Origin of the sequence: Mesorhizobium sp. B2-3-13, from assembly GCF_006442195.1 — a bacterium.
Classification (GTDB): Bacteria; Pseudomonadota; Alphaproteobacteria; order Rhizobiales; family Rhizobiaceae; genus Mesorhizobium; species Mesorhizobium salmacidum.
This window is the reverse complement of sequence record NZ_VFVQ01000004.1, coordinates 143,606-166,493: the sequence shown is the minus strand read 5'-3', so window position 1 is coordinate 166,493 and position 22,888 is coordinate 143,606. Positions and strand designations below refer to the sequence as shown.

General features: G+C 63.8%; 22 protein-coding genes and 1 pseudogene. 11 read left to right on the top strand and 12 right to left on the bottom strand.

Features of this window, described 5'->3' with window-relative positions; genetic code table 11:
• Positions 1 to 263 precede the first annotated feature (263 nt).
• A complete protein-coding gene (locus tag FJ941_RS07025; RefSeq protein ID WP_246673717.1) occupies positions 264 to 2,078 on the top strand; it encodes a DUF882 domain-containing protein in 1,815 nt (604 codons plus the stop codon).
• A gap of 253 nt (positions 2,079 to 2,331) precedes the next feature.
• Here FJ941_RS07025 and FJ941_RS07020 read toward each other — a convergent pair whose 3' ends face one another.
• A complete protein-coding gene (locus FJ941_RS07020) occupies positions 2,332 to 2,970 on the bottom strand; it encodes a 2-dehydro-3-deoxy-phosphogluconate aldolase (protein ID WP_140504209.1) in 639 nt (212 codons plus the stop codon).
• A gap of 200 nt (positions 2,971 to 3,170) precedes the next feature.
• Here FJ941_RS07020 and FJ941_RS07015 point away from each other — a divergent pair, with 200 nt between their 5' ends.
• From FJ941_RS07015 to FJ941_RS07005, 3 genes and pseudogenes are all read left to right on the top strand, one after another.
• On the top strand, positions 3,171 to 4,103 hold the full coding sequence (locus FJ941_RS07015) for a rhodanese-related sulfurtransferase (RefSeq protein ID WP_140504207.1): 933 nt from the start codon (positions 3,171 to 3,173) through the stop codon (positions 4,101 to 4,103).
• Between the two features lie 116 nt (positions 4,104 to 4,219).
• Positions 4,220 to 4,956, top strand: a pseudogene (locus FJ941_RS07010) (tellurite resistance TerB family protein).
• 302 nt (positions 4,957 to 5,258) lie between these two features.
• The gene (locus FJ941_RS07005; protein ID WP_140504205.1) at positions 5,259 to 6,014 is read left to right on the top strand and encodes an SDR family oxidoreductase; all 756 of its coding nucleotides are present in this window, start codon (positions 5,259 to 5,261) and stop codon (positions 6,012 to 6,014) included.
• Between the two features lie 33 nt (positions 6,015 to 6,047).
• Here the strand turns inward: FJ941_RS07005 and FJ941_RS07000 are convergent, their stop codons facing one another.
• Together FJ941_RS07000 and FJ941_RS06995 are read right to left on the bottom strand one after the other, a co-directional pair.
• On the bottom strand, positions 6,048 to 6,422 hold the full coding sequence (locus tag FJ941_RS07000) for a YciI family protein (RefSeq protein WP_140504203.1): 375 nt from the start codon (positions 6,420 to 6,422) through the stop codon (positions 6,048 to 6,050).
• A 152-nt stretch (positions 6,423 to 6,574) separates the two neighbouring features.
• The gene (locus tag FJ941_RS06995; RefSeq protein WP_140504201.1) at positions 6,575 to 7,759 is read right to left on the bottom strand and encodes a pyridoxal phosphate-dependent aminotransferase; all 1,185 of its coding nucleotides are present in this window, start codon (positions 7,757 to 7,759) and stop codon (positions 6,575 to 6,577) included.
• 83 nt (positions 7,760 to 7,842) lie between these two features.
• On the opposite strand from FJ941_RS06995, the gene FJ941_RS06990 reads away from it, so the two are divergent.
• The 4 genes from FJ941_RS06990 to denD all read left to right on the top strand — a co-directional run bounded on the left by FJ941_RS06990 (position 7,843) and on the right by denD (position 10,816).
• A complete protein-coding gene (locus tag FJ941_RS06990) occupies positions 7,843 to 8,529 on the top strand; it encodes a GNAT family protein (protein WP_140504199.1) in 687 nt (228 codons plus the stop codon).
• Between the two features lie 14 nt (positions 8,530 to 8,543).
• Positions 8,544 to 9,527, top strand: coding sequence for a cation diffusion facilitator family transporter (locus FJ941_RS06985; protein WP_140504197.1), 984 nt, complete (start codon positions 8,544 to 8,546; stop codon positions 9,525 to 9,527).
• A gap of 89 nt (positions 9,528 to 9,616) precedes the next feature.
• Complete coding sequence (locus tag FJ941_RS06980; protein WP_140504195.1) at positions 9,617 to 9,826, top strand: hypothetical protein; 210 nt, start codon at positions 9,617 to 9,619, stop codon at positions 9,824 to 9,826.
• A gap of 12 nt (positions 9,827 to 9,838) precedes the next feature.
• A complete protein-coding gene (denD, locus tag FJ941_RS06975) occupies positions 9,839 to 10,816 on the top strand; it encodes a D-erythronate dehydrogenase (protein ID WP_140504193.1) in 978 nt (325 codons plus the stop codon).
• Between the two features lie 40 nt (positions 10,817 to 10,856).
• Here the strand turns inward: denD and FJ941_RS06970 are convergent, their stop codons facing one another.
• From FJ941_RS06970 to FJ941_RS06955, 4 genes are all read right to left on the bottom strand, one after another.
• Positions 10,857 to 12,032: a nickel/cobalt transporter gene (locus FJ941_RS06970; RefSeq protein WP_140504381.1), complete on the bottom strand. Its 1,176-nt coding sequence runs from the start codon at positions 12,030 to 12,032 to the stop codon at positions 10,857 to 10,859.
• A gap of 14 nt (positions 12,033 to 12,046) precedes the next feature.
• Positions 12,047 to 12,715: a DUF1007 family protein gene (locus tag FJ941_RS06965; protein ID WP_140504191.1), complete on the bottom strand. Its 669-nt coding sequence runs from the start codon at positions 12,713 to 12,715 to the stop codon at positions 12,047 to 12,049.
• Between the two features lie 193 nt (positions 12,716 to 12,908).
• Entirely contained in the window at positions 12,909 to 13,808 is a 900-nt protein-coding gene (locus tag FJ941_RS06960; RefSeq protein WP_140504189.1) for a LysR family transcriptional regulator, read from the bottom strand.
• A 3-nt stretch (positions 13,809 to 13,811) separates the two neighbouring features.
• Positions 13,812 to 15,008: an amidase gene (locus tag FJ941_RS06955; protein WP_140504187.1), complete on the bottom strand. Its 1,197-nt coding sequence runs from the start codon at positions 15,006 to 15,008 to the stop codon at positions 13,812 to 13,814.
• 542 nt (positions 15,009 to 15,550) lie between these two features.
• On the opposite strand from FJ941_RS06955, the gene odc2 reads away from it, so the two are divergent.
• Positions 15,551 to 16,684, top strand: coding sequence for an ornithine/lysine decarboxylase (gene odc2, locus FJ941_RS06950; RefSeq protein ID WP_140504186.1), 1,134 nt, complete (start codon positions 15,551 to 15,553; stop codon positions 16,682 to 16,684).
• A 264-nt stretch (positions 16,685 to 16,948) separates the two neighbouring features.
• A complete protein-coding gene (locus FJ941_RS06945) occupies positions 16,949 to 17,503 on the top strand; it encodes an N-acetyltransferase (protein ID WP_140504379.1) in 555 nt (184 codons plus the stop codon).
• Positions 17,504 to 17,588: 85 nt separating this feature from the next.
• Here FJ941_RS06945 and FJ941_RS06940 read toward each other — a convergent pair whose 3' ends face one another.
• The 5 genes from FJ941_RS06940 to FJ941_RS06920 all read right to left on the bottom strand — a co-directional run bounded on the left by FJ941_RS06940 (position 17,589) and on the right by FJ941_RS06920 (position 21,726).
• Positions 17,589 to 17,873, bottom strand: coding sequence for an SCP2 sterol-binding domain-containing protein (locus tag FJ941_RS06940; RefSeq protein ID WP_140504184.1), 285 nt, complete (start codon positions 17,871 to 17,873; stop codon positions 17,589 to 17,591).
• Between the two features lie 188 nt (positions 17,874 to 18,061).
• A complete protein-coding gene (locus FJ941_RS06935) occupies positions 18,062 to 18,583 on the bottom strand; it encodes a hypothetical protein (protein WP_140504183.1) in 522 nt (173 codons plus the stop codon).
• A 29-nt stretch (positions 18,584 to 18,612) separates the two neighbouring features.
• Complete coding sequence (locus FJ941_RS06930) at positions 18,613 to 19,038, bottom strand: hypothetical protein (protein ID WP_027144780.1); 426 nt, start codon at positions 19,036 to 19,038, stop codon at positions 18,613 to 18,615.
• A 13-nt stretch (positions 19,039 to 19,051) separates the two neighbouring features.
• On the bottom strand, positions 19,052 to 19,624 hold the full coding sequence (locus FJ941_RS06925; protein WP_181169738.1) for a rod-binding protein: 573 nt from the start codon (positions 19,622 to 19,624) through the stop codon (positions 19,052 to 19,054).
• A gap of 122 nt (positions 19,625 to 19,746) precedes the next feature.
• Positions 19,747 to 21,726: a BTAD domain-containing putative transcriptional regulator gene (locus tag FJ941_RS06920; RefSeq protein WP_140504182.1), complete on the bottom strand. Its 1,980-nt coding sequence runs from the start codon at positions 21,724 to 21,726 to the stop codon at positions 19,747 to 19,749.
• A 173-nt stretch (positions 21,727 to 21,899) separates the two neighbouring features.
• Here FJ941_RS06920 and FJ941_RS06915 point away from each other — a divergent pair, with 173 nt between their 5' ends.
• Positions 21,900 to 22,871, top strand: coding sequence for a DMT family transporter (locus tag FJ941_RS06915; protein WP_246673715.1), 972 nt, complete (start codon positions 21,900 to 21,902; stop codon positions 22,869 to 22,871).
• The last annotated feature ends 17 nt before the right edge of the window (positions 22,872 to 22,888 follow it).

Genomic DNA, 22,888 nt, shown 5'->3' with positions numbered 1-22,888 from the left:
GAATCCTGATCTAAACCAGCGGTTTACCAAGAAACCGCGCGGACAATTTTTGACGGGATATCGCCACGGTGTTACCGCATTTCGGCTTCAATAAGCGATGATTAACCATTAGGATCGATATTCGGATGTGAAAACGACACGTCCGTTTGGGCAAATCCGGGGACAAACGGCAGCCTGCAAGGCCTTTTGATTTGAACAGAATCGAACGATTCACAAACGGGCGGCACTATCATTTGAGCGTCTGGCCGAGATGGTTGGCGGCGGTGATTGTCGCATTTGGTTTTGTTGCCGCGGTCGCCACGGGCGCCCAGGCCGAAGTTCGTTCGCTAAAGCTCTACCACCTCCACACCCACGAGAAGGCGGAGATCGTCTACAAGCGCAATGGCCGCTACGTTCCCGAGGGCCTGAGGAAGATCAACATCATCCTGCGCGACTGGCGCCGCAACGAGCCGACCAAGATGGACCCGCGTCTGCTGGATCTGGTCTGGGAGGCTTATCGCGAAAGCGGCGCCACCGATTATATCCAGGTCGTCTGCGGCTACCGCTCGCCCTCGACCAATTCAATGCTGCGCAGCCGCAGCCGCGGTGTCGCCGAGAAGAGCCAGCATATGCTTGGCAAGGCGATGGATTTCTATATTCCCGGCGTGCCGCTAAAGAAGCTGCGCAACATCGGCCTCAAGATGCAGGGCGGTGGCGTCGGCTATTACCCGACCTCCGGTTCGCCGTTCGTCCACATGGATGTCGGCAATGTGCGCCACTGGCCCGGCATCAGCCGCCAGGAACTGGTCAGCCTGTTCCCCAATGGCAAGACGCTGCATGTGCCGAGCGACGGCCGGCCGCTGCCCGGCTATGAACAGGCGCTGGCCTCCTACCAATCGCGCAAGGGTTCCGGCACACCGAATATCGAGATGGCCAGCGCCGGCGGCAGCGGCAAGAAATCCGGCGGGTTCCTCTCTGCCTTGTTCGGCGGCGGTGGCGACGACGAGGCCGACGACAGCGCCGACGTGGAGACCGCTTCGGCCGCACCTGCGCCCAAGGCTAGAAATCTGAAGCCGGCCGCCGCCGGCAAGAGCAGCAACGTGCCTGGCATCGCCATCGTGGCCCCCGAGAATGCCCAACGGGCCGACATTCCGCAGGTTGCCGACGAGCAGGCTCCGGAACCGGAGAAGAACACGCCGGAGACGATTATCGCGGCACTGCCGGCCAAGGAAATCCCGCTGCCCGATTTCGCGCCGCGGCCGAAGGCCGATGTTGGCGCGCAGCCGCCTGAGAATGTTCCCTTCGCCACGGCGGATGCGACGGCCACCACCGAACAGGCAGTGGCGACGGCTCAGGCACCGGCGAACATGCCTTTCGGCAAGTCCGATCCGGCAGCCATCGCGGAAGCCGCGGCCGCCGATCCGGCGCAGGTCGCCGTCAACAACATCCCACTGCCGACATGGCGCCCCGAGCGCTCGCTGCCGGCGGACCTCGCACCGCCGCCCAGCAAGGATGTGCTGATGGCGCTGGCCGAAACGGCTGACCAGGGCAAGACCGCGACGGATGCGTTCTCCGTGCTGCCGACAGCGCGTCCCGAGCCGACCAAGCCGGACGCCGTCAAGGCCGTGCTCGACCAGGCCAATGCCCAGGTCGGCATCGCCGACGAATATCAGGTGGCCTCGTTGGCCGAAGAACCGCGTTCGGCCTTCAACGATCCGTCTGGTGTCGATGCGGCCTCGCCACGCCAGGCTGTTGCCGCCCGTCCTGCCGGTTCCGATCCGGTCGCCGCGATCGGCGCTGGTGTGAAGACGACCCGCAAGGAAGCCAGGGCCACCGTCCGCGACCAGAAACCCGGCCCCAGGGCCGTGGTGGTTGCCGCTGCTCCGCAGGCCGCCCGCTGGGCGCTGACCAGCGGCGAAAACGTTGCCGCCGTTTCGAGCGCGACGACCGCGCCGGGTTACGCCTACAACATCGTGCATACGCCGCCGAGCGAGGTCTATACGACTGGCTTCCAGGCGGGCAACCAGATGGCCGACGCCAACCGTTTCACCGGCAATGCCGTCAAGTTCCTGTCGGTCGCCCGTTTCCAGACGAAGTAGCGAACAGCCCGGAATATTGCTGAAGCCGCGCCGGGCGGCCCGCGCGGCTTTTTGCTGTCCAGAGGTGCGATGCAGGTGGTGCCTTATGCCGCAGGATCACATGATGAAGAAGCACTGCCGCACCAGGGTGGTGACGTGCTGGCGGCACCATCCCAAGCAGACGGTCAACGGTCTGCAACTGATCGCACCCCCAGCCGGTCAAAAAGGCCCGGTCGACGCCAGTCGGCCGGGTTTTTCGGGCCGTCCGGAAAGGTTATTTCGCGAGTTTGCTGGCGGCGCGTGCGAGCGCTTCGATCTCGTCCCACTTGCCGGCCTTGACCATGTCGTCGGGCGCGACCCACGAGCCGCCGACGCAGATGACATTGGGCAAAGCGAGATAGTCGGCGGCGTTCTTGCCGGTGATGCCGCCGGTCGGGCAGAATTTGACGTCGGCCAGCGGCGAGGCGAAGGCCTTGAGCGAAGCGATGCCGCCGGACTGTTCGGCGGGGAAGAATTTCAGGAAGCGCAGGCCGGCTTCGCGCGCGGTCATGATCTCGCCGGGCGTGATGGCGCCGGGCAGCAGCGGAACCTCGCTGCCGGCGGCGGCGGCCAGAAGCTCGCGGGTGATGCCGGGGCTGACGATGAAGCGCGAACCGGCACCGGCTGCCTCGTCGAACTGCTTGCTGTCCAGAATGGTGCCGGCGCCGACGATGGCCTCCTCGACCTCGCCCGCCACGCGACGGATCGCTTCAAGCGCATCCGCGGTCCTGAGTGTGATCTCGATCGCGGGCAAACCGCCGCGCGCCAGAGCACGGGCCAGCGGCACCGCATCGGCTACGTTGGCGATCTTCAACACCGGAATGACAGGCTGGCCATTCAGGAGCGACAGGAGTTTCTCGGTCTTGCTGGGCATCTGTCTCTCCTTGTCGAGGACCGCATCTAACGAATTTCAACCGATTAGCAGACGGGTATTGCCGTGTCCACGAAACCGGTCGCGGCGCGATGTCACGTATTGTCGCCGAGCTTAAAGGTTCTTTCCCGACAAGGCCATGACGAGCAGCCCGACCCGTTTCGCCTTGAATCGACGTCTACGAGCGTCTAGTTGCTCTGGCGATGACAACTCTGCCCGCGCCATCCCAGCCAGTCCGCGTCGCCGCGCTCTACCGCTTTGCCCGGCTTGACGCTTTCGAGGCATTGCGCGCGCCGCTTGCGGCCTTCTGCTGCGGGCGCGGGATCAAGGGCACGCTGCTCCTGGCGCATGAGGGCATCAACGGCACCGTCGCGGGCAGCGAGGAAGCGATCGCCGCGCTCATCGAATACATCGAAGCGATCCACGGCCTGTCGGGTCTCGAGGTCAAATACAGCAGTGCCGCAGCCATGCCGTTCCACCGCATGAAGGTGCGGCTGAAACGCGAGATCGTCACCATGGGTGTCGAGACCATCGACCCGGCGAAAAGCGCGGGCACCTATGTGGAGCCGGGCGACTGGAATGCGCTGATCTCGCAACCCGATACGATCGTCATCGATACGCGCAACGCCTATGAAGTCTCGATCGGCACCTTCAAGGGCGCCGTCGATCCGGCGACGGCGAGCTTTCGCGAATTCCCGGCCTGGGTGGAAGCGCACCGGGCAGATCTCGAAGGGCGCAAGGTGGCGATGTTCTGCACCGGCGGCATACGCTGCGAAAAGGCGACCGCTTATGTGAAGTCGCTCGGCTTCGAGGATGTGTTCCACCTCAGGGGCGGTATTCTCAAATACCTCGAGGAGATTCCAGCGGAGCAGAGCCTGTGGGAGGGCGAGTGCTTCGTCTTCGACGAGCGGGTTTCGGTGTCGCACGGCCTCGCGGAGGGCGACGCGGAACTCTGCCGCGCGTGCCGCCATCCGCTGACGGAGAGCGAGCTGGTGTCGCCGAAATATGCCGCCGGGGTTTCGTGCCCGCACTGCTTCGACGCCCGCTCGGATGAAGACCGCGAGCGCTACGCAGAGCGCCAGCGGCAGGTCGAGCTCGCGCAAGCCCGGGGCAGGGGACCGCATATCGGATCCTGATGGAGGCGCGGGGCCGGGCAAACCGGGGCCGTCTGTCATTGCAATGTCAAGCTTTGGAACCTACGTCTTCGGCGTCGAAACCTGCCCGTTCGGCCGGGCAAATCCTGGAGGCATTGATGTTCGATCCCAAGAAGCTTCTCGACGATCTGCTCGGCTCGCAAATTCCCGGCACCAGCGGCACGGTCCGCGACAAGGCCGGGCAAGCGGTGCAGATGGCCAAGGACAATCCGCTGGCCGCGGGTGCGCTGGCTGCCGTGCTGCTTGGGACCGGCGCCGGCCGGCAGGTGACGGGTGCCGCGGTGAAGCTCGGCGGCTTGGCCGCCATCGGCGGTCTCGCCTACAAGGCCTATCAGAACTAAAGGCCGGCAACGCGCCGGAACAGGCGCCCGCCGCCGGCGAGCCGGAACTGCTGCCGCCACCCAAGGACACCGCCTTCCACCCGTCGCAGGCGCCGCAAGGCGAGGATGAGTTCACGCTGACCCTCGTGCGGGCGATGATCTCGGCGGCCAAGGCCGACGGCCATGTCGACGACGAGGAACGCCAGAAGATCGCCGGCAAGCTCAACCTCGCCGGGATCGGCACCGATGCGGAAAAATTCCTGATGGCGGAGCTGGAGAGCCCGCTCGACCTCGACACGCTGGTGGCCGGCGCCAGGACCGACGCGCAGAAGCTCGAGCTCTATACGGCGTCGCGCCTCACCATCGACCCCGACACCCGCGCCGAGCGCGGTTATCTCGACCTGCTTGCCGGGCGGCTTGGCCTGCCGGATGCGCTGATCGACCATGTCGAGGCGACGGTTTCGGCGGCGAAAGTGCCCGCCGCCAAGGGTACGTCACCCAATCCGCAGGGGTAGCCCGGATTGGCACAGAGGGCCCTGGAGGCGTTTACCTTTCGTTAACTCAGGAAGCGCATCATTCTACACAGTCGGATCGGTTTTTCCTCCTCCCAAGCCCGGTTCAGATCAGGGCGGTCGCCAATGACCGCCCTTTTTGTCGGCGCTCGCCGGCTTCCCTCCAAAGAAACGGGTTTCACTTTTCGAGGGCATGTCCCGGTGGCCGCGCTTGCCATCGCCGCCATCATTTGCGATGCCTTCTCCACCCGAACCAAACTTGTAGATCAGGCGAGCACGCATAGCGCTGCCGGAGGACAACTGCCATGACCGAGCAAAAAACCGCCATCGTCACCGGCGCCGGCACCGGGATCGGCAAGAGCGTCGCCACGGCATTGCTCAAGGCGGGCTGGAACACGGTGTTCTGCGGGCGTCGCAAGCCGGTGCTGGATGCCGCGATCGCCGAGATCGGCCCGACCGACGCCAGGGCTTTGGCGGTTTCCTGCGACATCAGCAAGGCCGGCGAGGTCGACGATCTGTTCGAGACGGTGGCGGAGGCTTTCGGCCGCGTCGACCTGCTCTTCAACAATGCCGGCATGGGCTACAAGTCGACGCCCATCGACGAGATCCCGGTCGAGGTGTGGAACGATATCGTCGGCGTCAATCTCACGGGATCTTTCCTGTGCGCGCGCGCCGCCTTCGGCGCTATGCGCAAGCAGAAGCCGATGGGCGGCCGCATCATCAACAACGGCTCGGTGTCGGCTTATGCGCCGCGTCCGGGCTCCGTCCCCTATACGGCGACCAAGCACGCCATTACGGGGTTGACCAAGACGCTGGCGCTGGATGGCCGCCCCTTTGACATCGCCTGCGGCCAGATCGACATCGGCAATGCGCTGACCGACATGGCGCAGCCGATGACCGTGGGTGTGCCGCAGGCCAATGGCTCGATCGCCGCCGAAGCGGTGATGGATGTCCAGCGCGTCGCCGATGCGGTCGTGCACATGGCCAGCCTGCCGCTCGACGCCAACGTGCTGTTCATGACGGTGATGGCGACCAAGATGCCATTCGTCGGGCGTGGGTGAGCCGCGGGTGCCGGCAGGGCTTTCGCCGCCGGTTCATTTGCCAACCAGCGGCACGCCGGGCTTGAAAAGCAAAATGGGCCTGATCTCGTAAACGGCGGTAGGATTGACGCGGCGCAGGTCGCGCGCGATGGCGATCGCATCGTCCGAGGTGGCGCAGTCGACGACGTAGAGGCCGAGCAACTGCTCCTTGGTCTCGGCGAACGGCCCGTCGACAATCATGCCGTCGCCTGGGCCGCGCAGGGTGCAGGCATCCTGTGTTGCCCCCAGACGCGCGGACGGTCCAAGCGTGCCTTCCTCGTGAAGCCGGGTGTTTATCTTCAACAACTCGGCCATCAGTGCCGCATCTTCCCGCGGCGTCATCGCCTTGATCGCGTCTTCCACGTGATAGGCGAGGATTGCATAGAACATCCGAGATTCCCTCATTTGGTCCTGATAAAGGGAATTCGTAGCCCGTTTTCGGCATGCCCGCCCAGCCTTGGCTACGCGCCTCCGGACGGTTCATGACACCGTCGTGGAAGGCGGCGGCAACCTATCTGGGCTCGCGCGGCGGACGCTGAGACTCACTTCGCCAGGAACGCTCCAATCCGCTCCAGGGCGCGCAGGATGTTCTCTTCGGAATTGGCGTAAGAGAGCCTGATATAGCCTTCGCCGAGAATGCCGAAATCGGGGCCGCCGATCAGCGCCACACCGGCCTCGTCGAGCAGCGCCGAGGCGAGCTTCTTGGCCTTCCAACCGGTCTTCGAGACATTTGGGAAGGCATAGAACGCACCCTTGGGCGTAATGCAGGAGACGTTTGGCAGGGCGTTCAGGCCTTCGACCACGATCTTCCGGCGGTTGTCGAAGGCGCGCATCATCTTGTCAACGTCGTCCTGCGGGCCGTCGATCGCGGCGATGCCGGCGAACTGGCTCGGCGCGTTGACGCAGGACCAGCAATTGACCGCCAGCTTGCGTACCTTGTCGTAGAGATGGCCGCCCTTGTCGCCGTTCGGCCAGATCGACCAGCCCATGCGCCAGCCGGTCATAGCCCAGGTCTTCGACCAGCCGTTGAGCACGATCAGCCGGTCGCGGATCTCGGGAAAGCCGAGCAGCGAGCAATGCGTCTCGCCGTCATAGGTCATGACGTCGTAGATCTCGTCGGAGAGGATGGCGACGTCTGGGTGCTTCTCCAGCCCCTTGACCAGTTTTTCAATCTCGGCCCGGGGCGTGACGCCACCGGTCGGGTTGGCCGGCGAATTGAGGATCAGGAGCGTGGTCTTCGGCGTGATCAGCGCCAGCGTCTCTTGCGCCGAGAAGGCGAAGCCGTTCTCCTCGCGCATCGGCACGGGAATGGGGGTCGCACCGGTGAATTCGATCATCGAGCGGTAGATGGGAAAGCCGGGGTCGGGATAAAGGATCTCGGCGCCCGGTTCGCCGAACATCAGGATGGCGGCGAACATGGTCGGCTTGCCGCCGGGCATGATCATCACCGCCTCGGGCGAGACCTCGACGCCGGTGGTGGTCAGCGTGCGGCGCACCACCGCCTCGCGCGTCGCCAAAAGGCCGTTGGCCGGCGTGTAGCCATGGTGGCCGTCACGCAACGCCTTGATCGCCGCCTCGACGATGTGCTGCGGCGTCTTGAAGTCGGGCTGGCCGATGCCGAGATTGACGATGTCGTGGCCCTGGCTCGCCAGCGCCGTTGCCCGGGCCAGCACGGCAAAAGCGTTTTCCTCGCCGAGACGGTCTAAGGCCGAAATCGTGTGGAGCATTTTTCCCGTCCCTGTGGTTCTTACTGTTGGCGAGCGTTTTTGTGAGCGTCCGCCCGCAAAAGTCAAACGGATTGGAGCTTTCGGTGTCGGAAAATCTCAAAGACTGGCAACCGCGTCCGCGCCCGGAGCACAAGGTGCTGGAGGGCCGCTATGTCAGGCTCGAGCCGCTGAGTGCCGCGAAGCACGGCGACGGCCTCTATGCAGCCTCGGCCGTCGCCGATGTCGACGGCCGCTTCGCCTGGCTACCCGATTATCCGCCGGAAACCCGCGCCGCCTTCCAGCCCTGGCTGGACAAGGTGGAGGCCAGCGAGGATCCACTGTTCTTCGCGGTCATCGACAAGGCCAGCGGCAAGATCGCGGGACGCCAAACGCTGATGCGCATCGATCCGGCCTATGGCGTCATCGAGATCGGCAACATCTACTGGGGACCGCTCATCTCGCGCAAGCCGGCGGCGACGGAAGCGCAGTTCCTGTTCATGAAATACATCTTCGACGAACTCGGCTATCGCCGCTACGAATGGAAGTGCAACAACCGCAACGAGCCGTCGAAGCGCGCGGCGGAACGGTTCGGCTTTAAATTCGAGGGCATTTTCCGCCAGCATCTCATCGTCAAGGGTGAAAACCGCGACACCGCGTGGTATTCGATCATCGACAAGGAATGGCCGGCTCTGCGCAAGGCTTATGAAGCCTGGCTCGATCCAGCCAACTTCGACGCCGATGGCCAGCAGAAGCGCCGCCTGGAGGATTTTCGCGCGGAATTCGGCGCCTAACGGGAGTTTGCCATTTGGCGCATACCCACGACCACAGCGGGCACGACCACGGCGGGCATGACCACGGCGCCGGCCATGTGCATGGTTCGACCGACAAGAAGCGCGTGCTGATCGCGGCTTGCCTTACCGCCGGCTTCATGGTCGCCGAGGCGCTCGGCGGTCTGTTTACGGGGTCGCTGGCGCTGATGGCCGATGCCGGCCACATGCTCGCCGACGCCATTGCGCTCGGCCTGGCCTGGTATGCCTTCCATCTGGCAGGCCGGCCGGCGACCGGCCAGCTCACCTACGGCTTCGGCCGGGTCAAGACGCTGGTGGCTTACACCAACGGCATCGCCATCTTCGTCATCGCGCTGTGGATCGTCTACGAGGCATGGAATCGCCTGCTGATACCTGCACCGGTGCTGGGCGGTCCGATGCTGGTGGTGGCGATCCTCGGCCTGCTGGTCAATATAGGCTCCTTCCTGGTGCTGCATGGCGGCGATCGAGACAACCTCAACATGCGCGGCGCCATCCTGCATGTGCTTGGCGATCTGCTCGGCTCGGCCGCCGCGATCGTGGCGGCATTGGTCATCCTGGCGACCGGCTGGACGCCAATCGACCCGATCCTGTCCGTGCTGGTCTCGCTGCTGATCCTGTCCACCGCCTGGTCGCTGATGCGCGCCGCCGCCCACGTCCTGCTCGAAGGCGTGCCGCCAAGCCTCGATCGCGACCTGATCGCCGGGGATATCCAGGCAACGGTCAAGGGCGTGCGCGAAGTGCACCATATGCATATCTGGTCGATCGACGGCACGAGCAGCATGGCGACGCTGCACGCGTGCCTTGACGATGGGGTCGACGCGCATCAGGCGGTCAGCGCCATCAAGAAGTGGCTTGCCAGCGAGCACGGCATCAGCCATGCCACCGTGGAACCGGAATTCGGCCACTGCGCCGACGATGGCGACGGCCACGACCATAAGCATGAGCACGATGCGGCTCCGCATCACGGTCACTATCGCTAGGCCCGATCAATGATCATTAATCGGACCTGCCTCAGGAGTTCTCCAGCTTTGAAACTCAGCCCGATGAACGATCGCCGCTCCGGTCCGGCATGATGGACCGCGACACGCGCAATGCGGCCATCGCGGCGGTCTGGATCATGCTTCTGTTCGGTATTGCCGCTTTCTACCTGCCGACCGTGATGTTGGCACTCGGCAACTATTCGACCGTGCTGGCGGGTATCTTCGGCACCGCCTTCGTGCTGGCGTTCTTCTTGGTGTTCTGGCTGCGCGCGCGCAGCCAGCGCAAAAATCGGAAGTAAGGGATATCGGACATGCGCATTCTGATCACTGGCGCGGCGGGCATGGTCGGCCGCAAGCTCATCGCCCGGCTGGCCAAGGACGGCACGCTGCGCGGCAAGAAGATCACCGCGCTCGATCTGCACGACATCGTGCCGCCGCAGGCGCCAGCCATGGACGGCGTCAGCGTCGCACCGCACACGGGTGACCTTGCCGAAGCAGGCGCCGCGGAAGGCCTGGTTGCGTCGCGGCCCGATGTCGTCTTCCACCTCGCCGGCATCGTGTCGGGTGAGGCGGAAGCGAATTTCGAACTCGGCTACCGCGTCAACCTCGACGGCACGCGCGCGCTGTTCGACGCCATCCGCCTGGCGGGGTTCGCGCCGCGCGTCGTCTTCACCTCGTCGATCGCGGTGTTCGGCGCGCCGTTCCCGGATGTCATTCCGGACGAATTCCACCCGACGCCGCTGACCTCCTACGGCACGCAGAAGCAGATGAGCGAAGCGCTGCTCGCCGATTATTCAAGGCGCGGCTTCTTCGATGGCATCGGCATCCGGCTGCCGACGATCTGCGTGCGGCCGGGCAAGCCGAACAAGGCGGCCTCCGGCTTCTTCTCCGGCATTATCCGCGAACCGCTGAGCGGGCAGGAGGCGGTCCTGCCGGTGCCGCGCTCGGTGCTGCACACCCATGCCAGCCCGCGTTCGGCGGTGAATTTCCTGATCCACGCGGCTGGCATCGACGGTGCCGCCGTCGGGCCGCGCCGCAACCTGACGATGCCGGGCGTCGCCGTCACCGTCGGCGAGCAGATCGAGGCGCTGGAACGCATCGCCGGATCGAAGGCGGCAAGCTTAATCCGCGAGGTGCCCGATGAGACAATCTGGGCGATCGTCAAGGGCTGGCCGACCCGGTTCGAGGCGCGGCGGTCAAGGGAGCTTGGCTTCAGTGCCGAGAAGAGTTTTGACGAGATCATCCGCGCTCATATCGAGGATGAACTCGGCGGCAAGATCGCCGGTTAGGCGTTGCGGCGCCTATCCCGTTCCAATGGGTTGGATGGGTCTACCCGCCGCTCGCCAAGCTGGCCGACAGCAGTAACAATCCAAACAGGAAGACGAAGGCCGCGCCGCCGATCTCGACGATCGAGTGGATGCGGTTGCCCATGCGGCCGCCGCCGGCGAAATAGACCGCCCAGTTCTTGGCTGTCACGGCAAGCGTCGCCAGCGCCGCGACGGTGATCGCGGTTCCGATCGACATAGCCAGAACCGATAGCAGGCCGCCGAGCCAGAGCCCGTTGAGCAGCGCGAAGCTGAGAACGATCAACGCACCGGAGCAAGGGCGAATGCCGACGGCGGCCACCGCCGACCAGGCGGTGCGCCAATCAAAGCGGTCACCCGACAGCAGCGCCGGATCGGGCGCATGCGAGTGGCCGCAGGTTTCGCAGACCTCGCCGCCGGCGTGGTCGTGATGCGCATGATCGTGCGCGCCATGGTCGTGATGATCGTGCGAATGGCCATGCGCATGATCACGATCGTCATGCGCGTGAAGTGCATGGGAATGTGCGTGCGCAGCATGGTCGTGGGCGCCATGCGAATGGCCGCCGATATGAGAATGGCCCGCGTGGGAATGACCTGCGTGAGCCGCGGACAGGCTGTAGGCCGGCCCCTTGCCAAACAGGCGCAGGACGGCTGGACCGAGCTTGCGCCACAAAAGCCAGGCGCCAAAGAGGGTGACCAGGGCAAAGCTCATGATCTCCATGAACCAGGCCGCATCGGTCATCGAGATGGTGGTGCCGCGCAGGACGAAATAGGCAAGCAGCATCACCAGGATCGCCGTCAGGCCCTGCAACAGCGCCGAGACGAAGGACAACAGGATGCCGCGCTTCAGCGCCACTTCGTTTGCCACCATGTAGGAGGAGATCACCGCCTTGCCGTGGCCGGGGCCGGCGGCGTGGAAAATGCCATAGGCGAAGGACAGGCCGATGAGCACCCAGAGCTTGCTGTTGTCATGGCGCATCGCCTTCATGGCTGTCGCCAGCGCGCGATAGAATTCCTGCTGCCTGAGATTGATCCACATCAGGATATGGGCGAACGGACCGGTGGTCGGCGCCATGCCGTCATTGACGCCGATGCCGAGCGAACTCTGGGCGTGCGCGGCATTGGCGAAATGCATCACGGCAAAGGTGAGGGCCATCAGGCCGAACGCCAAACGCAAGGACGGTTTCGAACAGTTCCCGATCAGGTTCACCGGATCTATCCTTCTGGCTGGCAGGTCAGTTCGAGCTTGGTGGCAAAGATCTTGCTCATATCGGTGCCTGTCGGATCGTTGAAGAAAGCATCCGTCAGGGTCTTCTGGTTTTCCTTGATCGCCTCGTCAGGGTCCGGCCGGATGACCTTGCTCGTGCAATTCGACGGCAAGCCTTCAACCGTGATGTTGGAATCCTCGGTGAAGTCGATCGCCGTGTAGAAGGTCGGATCGTAGACGCCAATGTCGATCGTGCCGGTCAGCTTGATCGGCACCTTGGGTTCGGACTCGAACAGGATGATCAACTGATCGTTATCGAAATTGGCCATCAGATGCGGCGGCGGCACCATCGTCACGTCCTTGCCGTTCTGCGTGACGAGCTGGAAATAATTGAACTCGGCCAGCGAGGCATGAACGGTATCGGCGACCTCTTTCAGCTCCTTGTCGTCAAGCTTCAGGTCGGAGTTCTTGTCGAACTCCATCATCACCGTACTCGAAAACAGGTCGTCGAAGCGCCACAGATGACGCAACGCTTTCACACTTTGGTGATCCGGGGAGAGGATCACGTCGAGGCGTGCCTCGGCGAAGACGTGCGGATGCACCTGGGCGGGTCCTGTCGCGGCAAAGGTCGCCGCCAAGGCCGAAGCCAGCATGATTGCGTGCCGTTTCAAATGCATTCGCGGTCGCGATTCCCTTGGCTTTCGGAGAGAGTTGTCGAAGGTTACCAGAAAGGGGGCGAAATTGGGACCGCCAGTGCGTGTCGCCCAAAAGTGCGACGCGGTTTTGGGACGACGACACGCACACAACAAAGGCGTGTCGCCCAAAAGTGCGACGCGGTTTTGGGACGACGACACGCACACTAAAGCGGGGTCAGGCGCTCTCGCGGGTCCTGAACCACTGCACCAGGAAATCGACGAAAACGCGCACCTTCGCCGGCAGATAGCGGCGGTGTGGATAGACGGCGAAGATGCCGCCGCCCGACAGGATGCGGTCGTCGAGCACCGCCATCAATTGGCCGCTCTTGAGGTCGGGCGCGGCGATGAAATCCGGCAGGATGCAGAATCCAAGCCCCGACAAGGCCGCGGCGCGCGCCGCCATCGGGCTGTTGACTTCGATCGGGCCCGACACGGCGATGCTCACCGGATCACCATTGTCGCCCTTGAACGGCCAGTTGTTCAGGCCGCGGCCATTGGTGTCGACGATGCAGGGCATGTGGCCGAGATCCTGGGGCCGTGTCGGCATGCCATGCCTGGCGATCAGTTCGGGAGAGCCGCAGAGCTTGATCGAAAACGGCGCCAGCCGTCTGGCGATCAGCGACGAATTCTCCAGCCGCGAGATGCGCACCGCGAGGTCGAAGCTTTCCTCGACCAGATCGACGAAGCGGTCGTCGAGCTGGATGTCGAGCACGATGTCGGGGTATTGCTTGGCGAAGTCGATCAGCGACTGGCCGATCGGCGCGTCGGCGAAAGTGCGCGGCGCCGACAGCTTGATCCGGCCGCGCACATCGCCGGAGGACTCGCGCACGGCGTCGGCCAGGCTGTCGACTTCGCGCACGATCTCCGAGGCGCGACGGTAGTAGGTGTGGCCGGCCTCGGTCATCGAGAACTGGCGCGTGGTGCGGTTGAGCAGCAGCGCACCGAGTTCGTCCTCCAGCTCGCGCACATATTTCGACAGCAGCGCCTTGGAGCGGCCGATTTTGCGCGCTGCCGCCGAAAAGCCCTCGGCCTCGACGACATCGATGAAGGCGCGCATGCGGGTCAGTGTATCCATTGCTCAGGCTCTTTGTGCTGCGTCGAGAAGTTTTCGGCCGAGCCGTATCAGGGCTATGTCGCTGCCGGAAGGGCCAAGCAGCGACAGGCCGAAAGGAGCACGGGCGACCGAGCCGATCGGCAAGGTGATTTGGGGAAAGCCGGAGAGCCCGGCCAGGCACAGAAGATGCAAGGCGCGCTCGCGATAGGCCTGGAACTGCTCGGGTGTGCTGTCGACGTAAGGCGCCGGGCCTGGCACCGTCGGCAGGACAAGGAAGCCGTCCTTGCCGAGCAGGGCACTCAATTCGCCGCGAAAGGTCAGCCGGCGCACTTTTTCGGCCTGTGCCGTCCGGTCGTCGACGGCACGGCCGAAGCCGAAACGCTCCTCGACCCCGGGGCCAAGATCGCGCTCGCCGCTGGTGATCCATTCGCCATGTACCGTCCAGGCCTCGCTGGCCTGCAGCCGGCGAAAGCACCAGTAGAGTTCATCCGGGGGAGAGCTGAAGCGCGTCGTCGGCGTCGCCGGCGTGCCGAAAACCGCGCTCGCCAGCGCCTTCATTCCCGCATATTCTGCGAGTGCCGGCCGGGCGACCATTTCGTCCAGCCAGCCGAGCGTCAGCGGGCGGTCGAGCGCATGCTGGTGCGGGTCGCGGCCGAGCAGCAGCTTGCCGACTGTCTCGTAGGTTTCGATGTCACCGGCGAACCAGCCGAACGTGTCGAAACTCGGCGCCAACGGCATGGTGCCCTCGAGGGAAATGCGGCCATGCGTGGTGCGGAGCCCGATCAGCCCGCAGAAACTCGCCGGCGCGCGAATCGAACCACCGGTGTCGGACCCCGTGGCGATGTCGGCCAGCCCACCCGCCACCGCGGCTGCCGACCCGGACGACGAGCCTCCGGTGACGCGGTCGGGAGCCGCGGGATTCGCCGGAAACGGAAAATGCGCGTTCTGGCCGAACAGAGCGAAGGCGAGTTCGTCGGTCTGGGTCTTGCCGACGAAACGCGCGCCCGCGTCGAGAATCATCTGCACGGCCGGTGCCGTGCGCGAAGCGGCGTGGCCTTCGGCGAATTTCCGCAAATTGCCGCAACCGGTGCGATAGCCGGCAACATCGTAAATGTCCTTGACCGCCAGCCGCAGGCCGGCCAGGGGCCCAAGCTCGGCATGCGCCACCGGTATCTGGCGAAGATCGAGAAAGGCGTTGAAGGGGCCGTGCGTGCCTGTCATCGTTCGATATCCGGATACGGTTGCGCCAACATTGTTCGATGCCAGATATTTTACAACCTGGGATACGATTTTTATTGATTGTGAAATGCTTCGCCCCTATATCGCGCTTGCCCAAAGTCGCACGTGCCTGTGGGTGTCCGCCGATCCTCGAATGGTGAGGGAAATCGGTAAGGTAACTGGAGCCAACCCCTCCAGTCGGTTTAGCGGCCAACCGCCAGACCGAGGACACCTTGAAGCAACGACGGTGCGGGCCTTTCTGGTTCTCTGCCGGTTGTCCAAAGACCGGGGTTACTGAAGAGGCACACCTTCATTGCCGGCAGTGCGGAACGGGGTTCTCCCAATCCAAGCCAAGGCAGACAAAGCGAACCGAAGCCGGGCAAGGCCAAGGTTCATCGCCGCGAGACGGCGTTTCATGGTTCCGGGGTCTCCACCGGCTGGTTCCATGGATTTTCCGTCCCGCCTTTGTTTGACCGCGTGTTCGCGAGGCCGAAAGCCCGTGTCCGCACCCCTGTGCGCGCCGAAAGGCGCGATGGAGAAACCCGATGGCTACACAGCGCATCCTCGACTTCCTCGCCACCCGACGTCCGTCCGGCCCCTGCCTCGTCGTCGACCTCGATGTCGTGCGCGACAATTTCCGCGCCTTCGAGAAGGCTCTGCCCGATTCCAGGATCTACTATGCGGTGAAAGCAAACCCGGCGCCGGAAATCCTGCGCCTGCTTGCTGCGATGGGCTCGTCCTTCGACACCGCTTCCGTTGCCGAAGTCGAGATGGCGATGGACGCCGGTGCGCCGGCGGACCGCATCTCCTTCGGCAACACCATCAAGAAGGAGCGTGATATCGCACGCGCCTACCAGCTCGGCATCAAGCTGTTCGCGGTCGACTGCGTCGAGGAGGTCGAGAAGATCGCCCGCGCCGCTCCAGGCGCCCGCGTGTTCTGCCGCGTGCTGACCGATGGCGAAGGCGCCGAATGGCCGCTGTCGCGCAAGTTCGGCTGCGTGCCAGCGATGGCCGTCGACGTGCTGCGCCATGCCAAGGGTCTCGGCCTTGATGCCCATGGCGTGTCGTTCCATGTCGGCTCGCAGCAGACCGACCTGACCGCATGGGACCGTGCTCTGGCCGACGCCAAGAAGGTGTTCGCGACGCTCGCCGAAGAAGGCATCGTGCTCAAGATGGTCAACATGGGCGGCGGCTTCCCGACGCGCTATTTGCGTGACGTGCCGGCGGCGCAGGCCTATGGCCAGGCGATCTTCTCGGCGCTGCGCAAGCATTTCGGCAACGCCATTCCCGAGACGATCATCGAGCCAGGCCGCGGCATGGTCGGCAATGCCGGCGTCATCAAGTCGGAAGTCGTGCTGATCTCGAAGAAGGCCGACAACGACAATGTGCGCTGGGTGTTCCTCGACATCGGCAAGTTCGGCGGTCTGGCCGAGACGATGGACGAGGCGATCCGCTACCCGATCGTCACCGCGCATGACGGCACCGAGACCGCGCCTTGCGTGCTCGCCGGCCCGACCTGCGATTCGGCCGACGTGATGTACGAGAAGACGCCGTATCCGCTGCCCTTGTCGCTGACCATCGGCGACGAGGTGCTGATCGAAGGCACCGGCGCCTACACGACCACCTACTCGGCGGTCGCCTTCAACGGCTTCGAGCCTCTCCGATCCTACGTGATCTGACGGCTCGTTAGAGCTGTTCAGATCATCCGGCGCGGGCGAAGTGATCGTCCGCACCGGCTCGCCTGTGGAACAGATATCCGCTCGTGAAGGATTGCGGAAATGGACGTTGCGAATTTCATTGTTGAAGCTGGACAGCGCGATTGGCTGATCTCCCCCCTCGAGGGGGAAACGGCCGCCAGGCCAGAGGGGGTCTCCTCCACTGCTGCGGCCTCTCCTCGCGCCGGCGCTCTGCGCGCACCGACCCCTTCTGTCACCTTCGGCGACATCTCCCCCTCAAGGGAGGAGATTAGCGTCGTCGCAGAGACCTCGGCCGACCTTGCAGCGCGCGAGGCGCTGCTCGACGACGCCATGGGGCCGAAGCGCAAGACCAAATCGTCGGAGAAGCTGCGGCGTGGCCGCCGGCCCTCGGAGGGGCTGGCCTTCTTCGCGCGCGATGCCTCGGGCGGCTTGGCCGGCACGGTGCGGCTATGGGACGTCACGCTGGGCGACGGCGGTCCGGCGCTGCTGCTTGGTCCGCTCGCCGTCGACCCGTCGCTCAAGAGTGCCGGCATCGGTTCGGCGCTGATGCGGCACGCCATCGCGGAAGCCGCGCGCCTCGGCCACGCGGCGATCCTGCTGGTCGGCGACGAGTCCTATTATGGCCGCTTCGGCTTTTCGGCCGCCAGGACCGGTGCGCTCGCCATGCCGGGACCTTACGAGCGGCACCGCCTGCTGGCGCTGGAACTGGTGGAGGGCGCGCTCGACGGCGCCGAGGGCACGCTGAAGGCGTCCGGCCGCAAGCTAAAGGCACAGGCGCCGATCCTGGCGCGTGAGGCTTAAGCGCGACTTGCCCTTCAAAACAAAACGCCGCCTGAAAAGGCGGCGCTTTTGTCACCTCAAAGCCGCTTCTGGCGGCCGCGTCCGTTCAGCCGATCAACTGGCTCAGCGCCATGGCGACGGTCATGTCACCTTCGACCTTTATCTTGCCGGTCATGAACGCCATGGTCGGGTTCAGGTCGCCCGCGATCAGCGAATCCAGATCGTCGAGCGACAGCTTGATGGTGCAGTCGGCGGGAGCGTCCGTGGTCGAGACGGTTGCGCCGTCGATGACGATGACGCCGTCGCTGCCGGTGTCGAATTTCACGGAACGATCGAACCCGCTGCTGGCCACGCGCGACTTGATCTCCTCGGCAATCTCCTGAACGCTCACGCTGTTCTCCTGTCTGGTTGCATTCTGTCGCGCAACGGCACTTCGGTCCAGCCGAAGTCCATGCGGCATCACTGGCGATCACGATCGCTGCCGCATATAGCTTTGGATTGACGTTTACGTCAACGCGAATTGCAGGAATCGGCCCCGACGCCGACTGCTATCGGGACCACCGGCACCGGGCCGATAGTTCAATGCGCGCTGACCGGCTTAGGCGTCGCGGGCGCAGGGGTGCTGGCATCCTGGCGTCGGCGCAGCCAGTTGTCGCGGATCTCATCCTTGCTCAGGAAATTGACCTGGTCGATCAGGACCTCATGCACCAGGGTTGCGCCGACACGTGTGTTGATCGTGTCGCGGATGGCGGCGCGAAAGGCATCGAGGTCGACCGTCGCCTTCTTGCTGAAGTCGATCTGGGGGTGGGCGTAGAGATAACTGTAGACCTCGTCTGTAATCAGCGCCTCGGCTGGGATCGACAGCTTCTTTATCTGTTCCGGCTCGACGGTATAGACGAGCTTGGCCAGGAAGTAGCCGTCGATCTTGGAGTCGTGGATCAGCGGCACCGAAATGACGTCGGTCTTGACGTAGTCCAGCCCGCCCAGCATCGGCTTGGGTTTTTCGCCTACGCCGCGTTCGCCAGCGGCCTGGAACGAATAGAACACCGCGCCGAGCGTGGCGGCGCAGATCCAGACCGCTATGGCGATGACTTTGATCATTTTGAACCCGAGCCCGGCATCGCCGCGCTCTAACCTTTCTGCCTGCCGAACTCGCCGGCGGAGTAGGTGCCGTCGGTTTCGGCGCGCTGGATGGCGCTGCGCAGCAGGCCGGCAACCTCGTTGACGGCGCTCAGATGCGCCAGGATCGCGGCCTCGTTCTTCGCCAGCTTCTGGCGCAGTCGGGTCAGGCCCTCGCGGTGCTGCTCGAGGAATTCGGCCTCGCTGCCGCCCTTCATGGCGCGGGTCAGCTCGTAGAGATAGCGGCTCTTACGGGCGTTCGACGCCTTGAGGTCATAGCTTGTATCGCTGCGGATGCCGGCGGTCTCTTCCTCGACCACCTCCTCGATGCGGCCGATGATGGCGGCAAGGTTTCCAGGCCGCGCGAAAGGGGTCGGTGCGTCCGACGCTGTTGCTCGCGCTGGCAGGTTGGCGGTGAATTCGGAAGAGTCGGCCATGGTGTTTCCCAGTCTAGATCTTGATGTCTGTTTTTATGGTTGTCTCGTCGCCGGTCATCGACCTGGCGGCCTTGCGCTGCAATTCCTGGACGAGCGAGGTGGACAGACGGGTCTGCTGGTCGATCTCGGTCTTTTCCGGTCCATTCGAAACCGGGCCGATCGGTACCGTGCGCTTGCCGTCCATGTAGTGGTCGGCAAGCAGCGACTTGGCGATGCCGATGCCGCCGCGATCGGCCACGACGTCGGCGACGCGCTCGGCGAGCTGCGATTTCCACATGTCGCCGGCGAGACCCGTGCCGTAGACGCCCTCGGTGTCCTTGGGCAGCATGTTCTGGATGAAGGTCTGCAAGACCATCGCCTCGAATTTCTTGAATTTCTTGGCCGGGTCGGCCGTCGCCGCGGCCTTGTCAGCCGTCGCGCGCGACAGGATCGAGCCGGCATCGACCGAGGCCGCGGTGTCGACCGAAAACGTGCCGGCGACGTTCCCGGCGCGCTTCGTCAGCGCGGCGCGGGCAGCCTCGATATCCATCGGATCGGCAGCTCGGGCGACATCCATCACGATGTCGCTGGGTGGAGAAATCGCCAAGAAGGTCCGCCTTTTGCCGGGTTTCCTTAGCCATGACCATGCCTCAACAAGCTTGTGGCAGGCTTGCGGGGAGGCGGGCTTGATCTGGTTTCTCCGGGTCCACGCCGCCCTGCCAGCTTCCGTCAGGAAGCAGGAAGGCCAGCTCTCGACAACATTTCAAGGAATCTCGCGTGATGATGATCCTTCACATAGCGCGGCACAAAGCCGGGGCAGACATTGCCCAGGTTGAGTTGAGGAAGTTGTGACAGGCAATGGTGTATGGCCCGTGAGGCTTCTTCGTTGTTTCCGGTCGCCGACGCGGACGCGGCCCAGTAAAGGGCACCGCGAACAAATCCCGGCTTTGTCCTGACCACCCTGCGGGCGACTTCGAGCGCCCGCCGATCGTCGCCGCCCGCGAACAGTGCGACAACCAAGCCATGATGACGCCAGAAATCGATGACGTCATGCGTTCCGAGCCGGATTGCCTCGTTCGCCTCACGCACTGCTTCGTTTACCTGTCCGCGCAATGCAAACAGCATCGAAATGTCGCCGTGGCCGGTCGGATAGCTTGGATTGAGACTGATCGCGTGCTGACATTCGGCGATCGCTTCGTCGATGCGGCCACAGCTTTCGAGCGCGAATGACAGGATGCAGCGGGCAATTTCGTCGTCAGGCACCGCCCGTACCGCCGCCGCCGCAAGCTCGACCGCCCGCTCGATCTGGCCCGGCTCCCTGGGCAACGAACCGAACGCCACGCCCATTGAAATTGTAATCGAGAGCGTCCGCTTCGCACGAGCGTTGTCGGCGCCTATCGAGACAGCTTTCTCCGCAAGCTCTAGCCCGATCAAAAGCGAGTCCCGGGTCATCTCAAAGTACTTCATCAAAGCTTCGTTCACCAACCTGCGCACTTCGGGGGGGCCAGGCGGGCTCTTGTCGCGGACTTTCCAGTTGGTCAGTTGAAGATCGAGGATCACGGCCAAGACAACAGACTGTGCGATCCTGTCCTGGAATTCGAGCGCATTCTCGGAGTGCCCGTCGAACTTCTGGGCCCAGACGTTGTGGCCGCCAGCGGCATCGACAAGCTGGATATTCACCCTCAGCCCATTGCCCGATCTCTGGACGCTGCCGCTAAGCACGTATCGCGCGCGGAGCGTTCCCGGGATCTTGGTTCCTTCGGCACCACTTTTCTCCGCGGGTGGCGGCGCGGAGAGCACGACATAGTCAGCCACTTCGGAAAGAGCCGTGGTGATGTCCTGCACGAGCCCCTTGGAGAAAAAGTCGTCGCCTTGCTTTCCGGTCAGATTGATGAAGTCGGCAACGCTGATCGATGGGCGCCCGTGGCGCTGGTTGGCTGGAACAGCATTTGCCGACTGTGTATTCGACGCCGTGTCGGCAGACAGCATGGATTGCCAAAGCGCTCGCGTCTCCGGGCCGACCTCGACCCCGAACTCTTTCTTCAAAATGCTTTTGCAAACTTCGTATGTCCTGATCGCCCTGTCGCGTTGACCCGACGCGAGCAGCAATTCCATCTTGAGCCGATAGGACTCTTCCCGCGTCGGCTCCATGACGAGAACGCGATCGACCAGTATGATTCCGGTTTCCGCGTCAACGAGACGGGCCAATTTTTCGAAAGCTTCAAGTGCGCGGCTCAGCAATCTGTCGCGTTCGGATGTGACCCAGCCATCGAACCCATCGCTTCCCAGATAAAGCCCGTCGAGGAACGGCCCGGTGTAGTTCGCCAGGGCCTTTTCGAGCTCCGGCACGGAACGGGCCGTGAGGCCTGCTTCGAACTCGTCCACGTCAACCCGAACCGCGCCTGGCGTGAGGCCAATCGATTCCCCGCGGGAATGGATAAGATTCACGCCTGCCCGCGATAAATCCCGGCGCAGAATACTGAGGGTTTGCCGCAGACTGTTGCGGGAGTGCTCGCTATCGCTGTCACTCCAGAATAGATCAGCCAGTCTCTCCCGTGTCGCTGCCATGCCTGGAGACCGGGACAGATAAGCGATGATCGCAGGCCCTCGTTTTCCTGTCAGCCGGAGCGAATCCGCCGTGGCATTTTCGATCCTGAAACCACCGAAGAGCGAGATTCTATTTGTCTCGCCCTTATCTTCATTTTGCATTTGCTCTCCCCGCCTGACGAAATTCTAACTCAAAACTAACGCTTCGCAAACAGTAGCGCACCACCCTCAAGCGCTGCCGTGATGCAGGATCGTCTAGATCCGGCGAGTAAGGGCGGCCGAGTCATCAAGACCTTGGCTTGAGGGGGTGCCGGGTGTCTGAGACCAGAGCCAATTTGCTGCTGCTGTTGGCGGCCGCTTTATGGGGCCTCGGCAATGTCGCGCAAAAGACAGTGCTTGCTCACCTTGATGCTCTGAGTGCCGTCGGCCTGCGTTGCCTGATCGGCGGGCTGCTGGTGCTGTCCTTTGTCTTGAAGGAGAGGAGACTGCCTGCCGGGCCAGGCTATTTCTCCAGCCTGACCAAGGTGGGTGTGTTGTTCGCGATCTCCATCACGCTTCAGCAGCTTTGCTATCTCGGCGCCGCGGTCACGAATGCAAGCTTCCTCGTGAGCACCGCAACCGTGATAACACCACTGGCCGCCTGGCTGCTCATCGGCGAACGCCCGACGGCGAACCTTGCCGTAGCTGCCGGTTTGACCGTCCTTGGTGCCCTGCTTTTGTCCGACGGAATCGACGGTTTCGGCGGCGGCAATCTCACCGCTATCCTGTCGGCCGCCTGCTATGCGCTCTGGATGGTCGAACTTGGCCGGCACATGCGGGCCCATCAGCGACCGTTCACCGCCTCGGCGACACAATTCCTCGGGGCGGCGGCCTTCGCCCTGCCGCTCGGAGCGCTGCAAGGCAAGCTATCGCCGGCCGCTGTATTCGCGGCTGGCCCGGAATTGGCGGTCCTCGGCGTGTTCTCCACCGCGATCGCTTTCGGCATACAGACCGCCGCCCAACGCTTCACCACCGCCAGTCATGCCGCCGTGATCGTCAGTGCCGAAAGTGTCTTCGGGGCGCTCGCAGCGACGATCTTCCTTGGCGAACGGAGCTCACCCCCGGCCGCACTGGGTGCCGCGATCATTCTCGGTGCGATCCTGTCCGTTGCAGCGAACGGAACGCCGCGGGCACGCGTGCCCGCGCTGGCCGGCCCGATTCCCTTTGATGCGGCGCCTGTCGTCGTGGCCGCGCCCGCACTCAGGGCGGGCGATCGTTCCGTCCCCAATTCAGGTTCAGTGGAGATACGTCATCATCCTTGCCGTTGATCAATGCGTATTCCAAA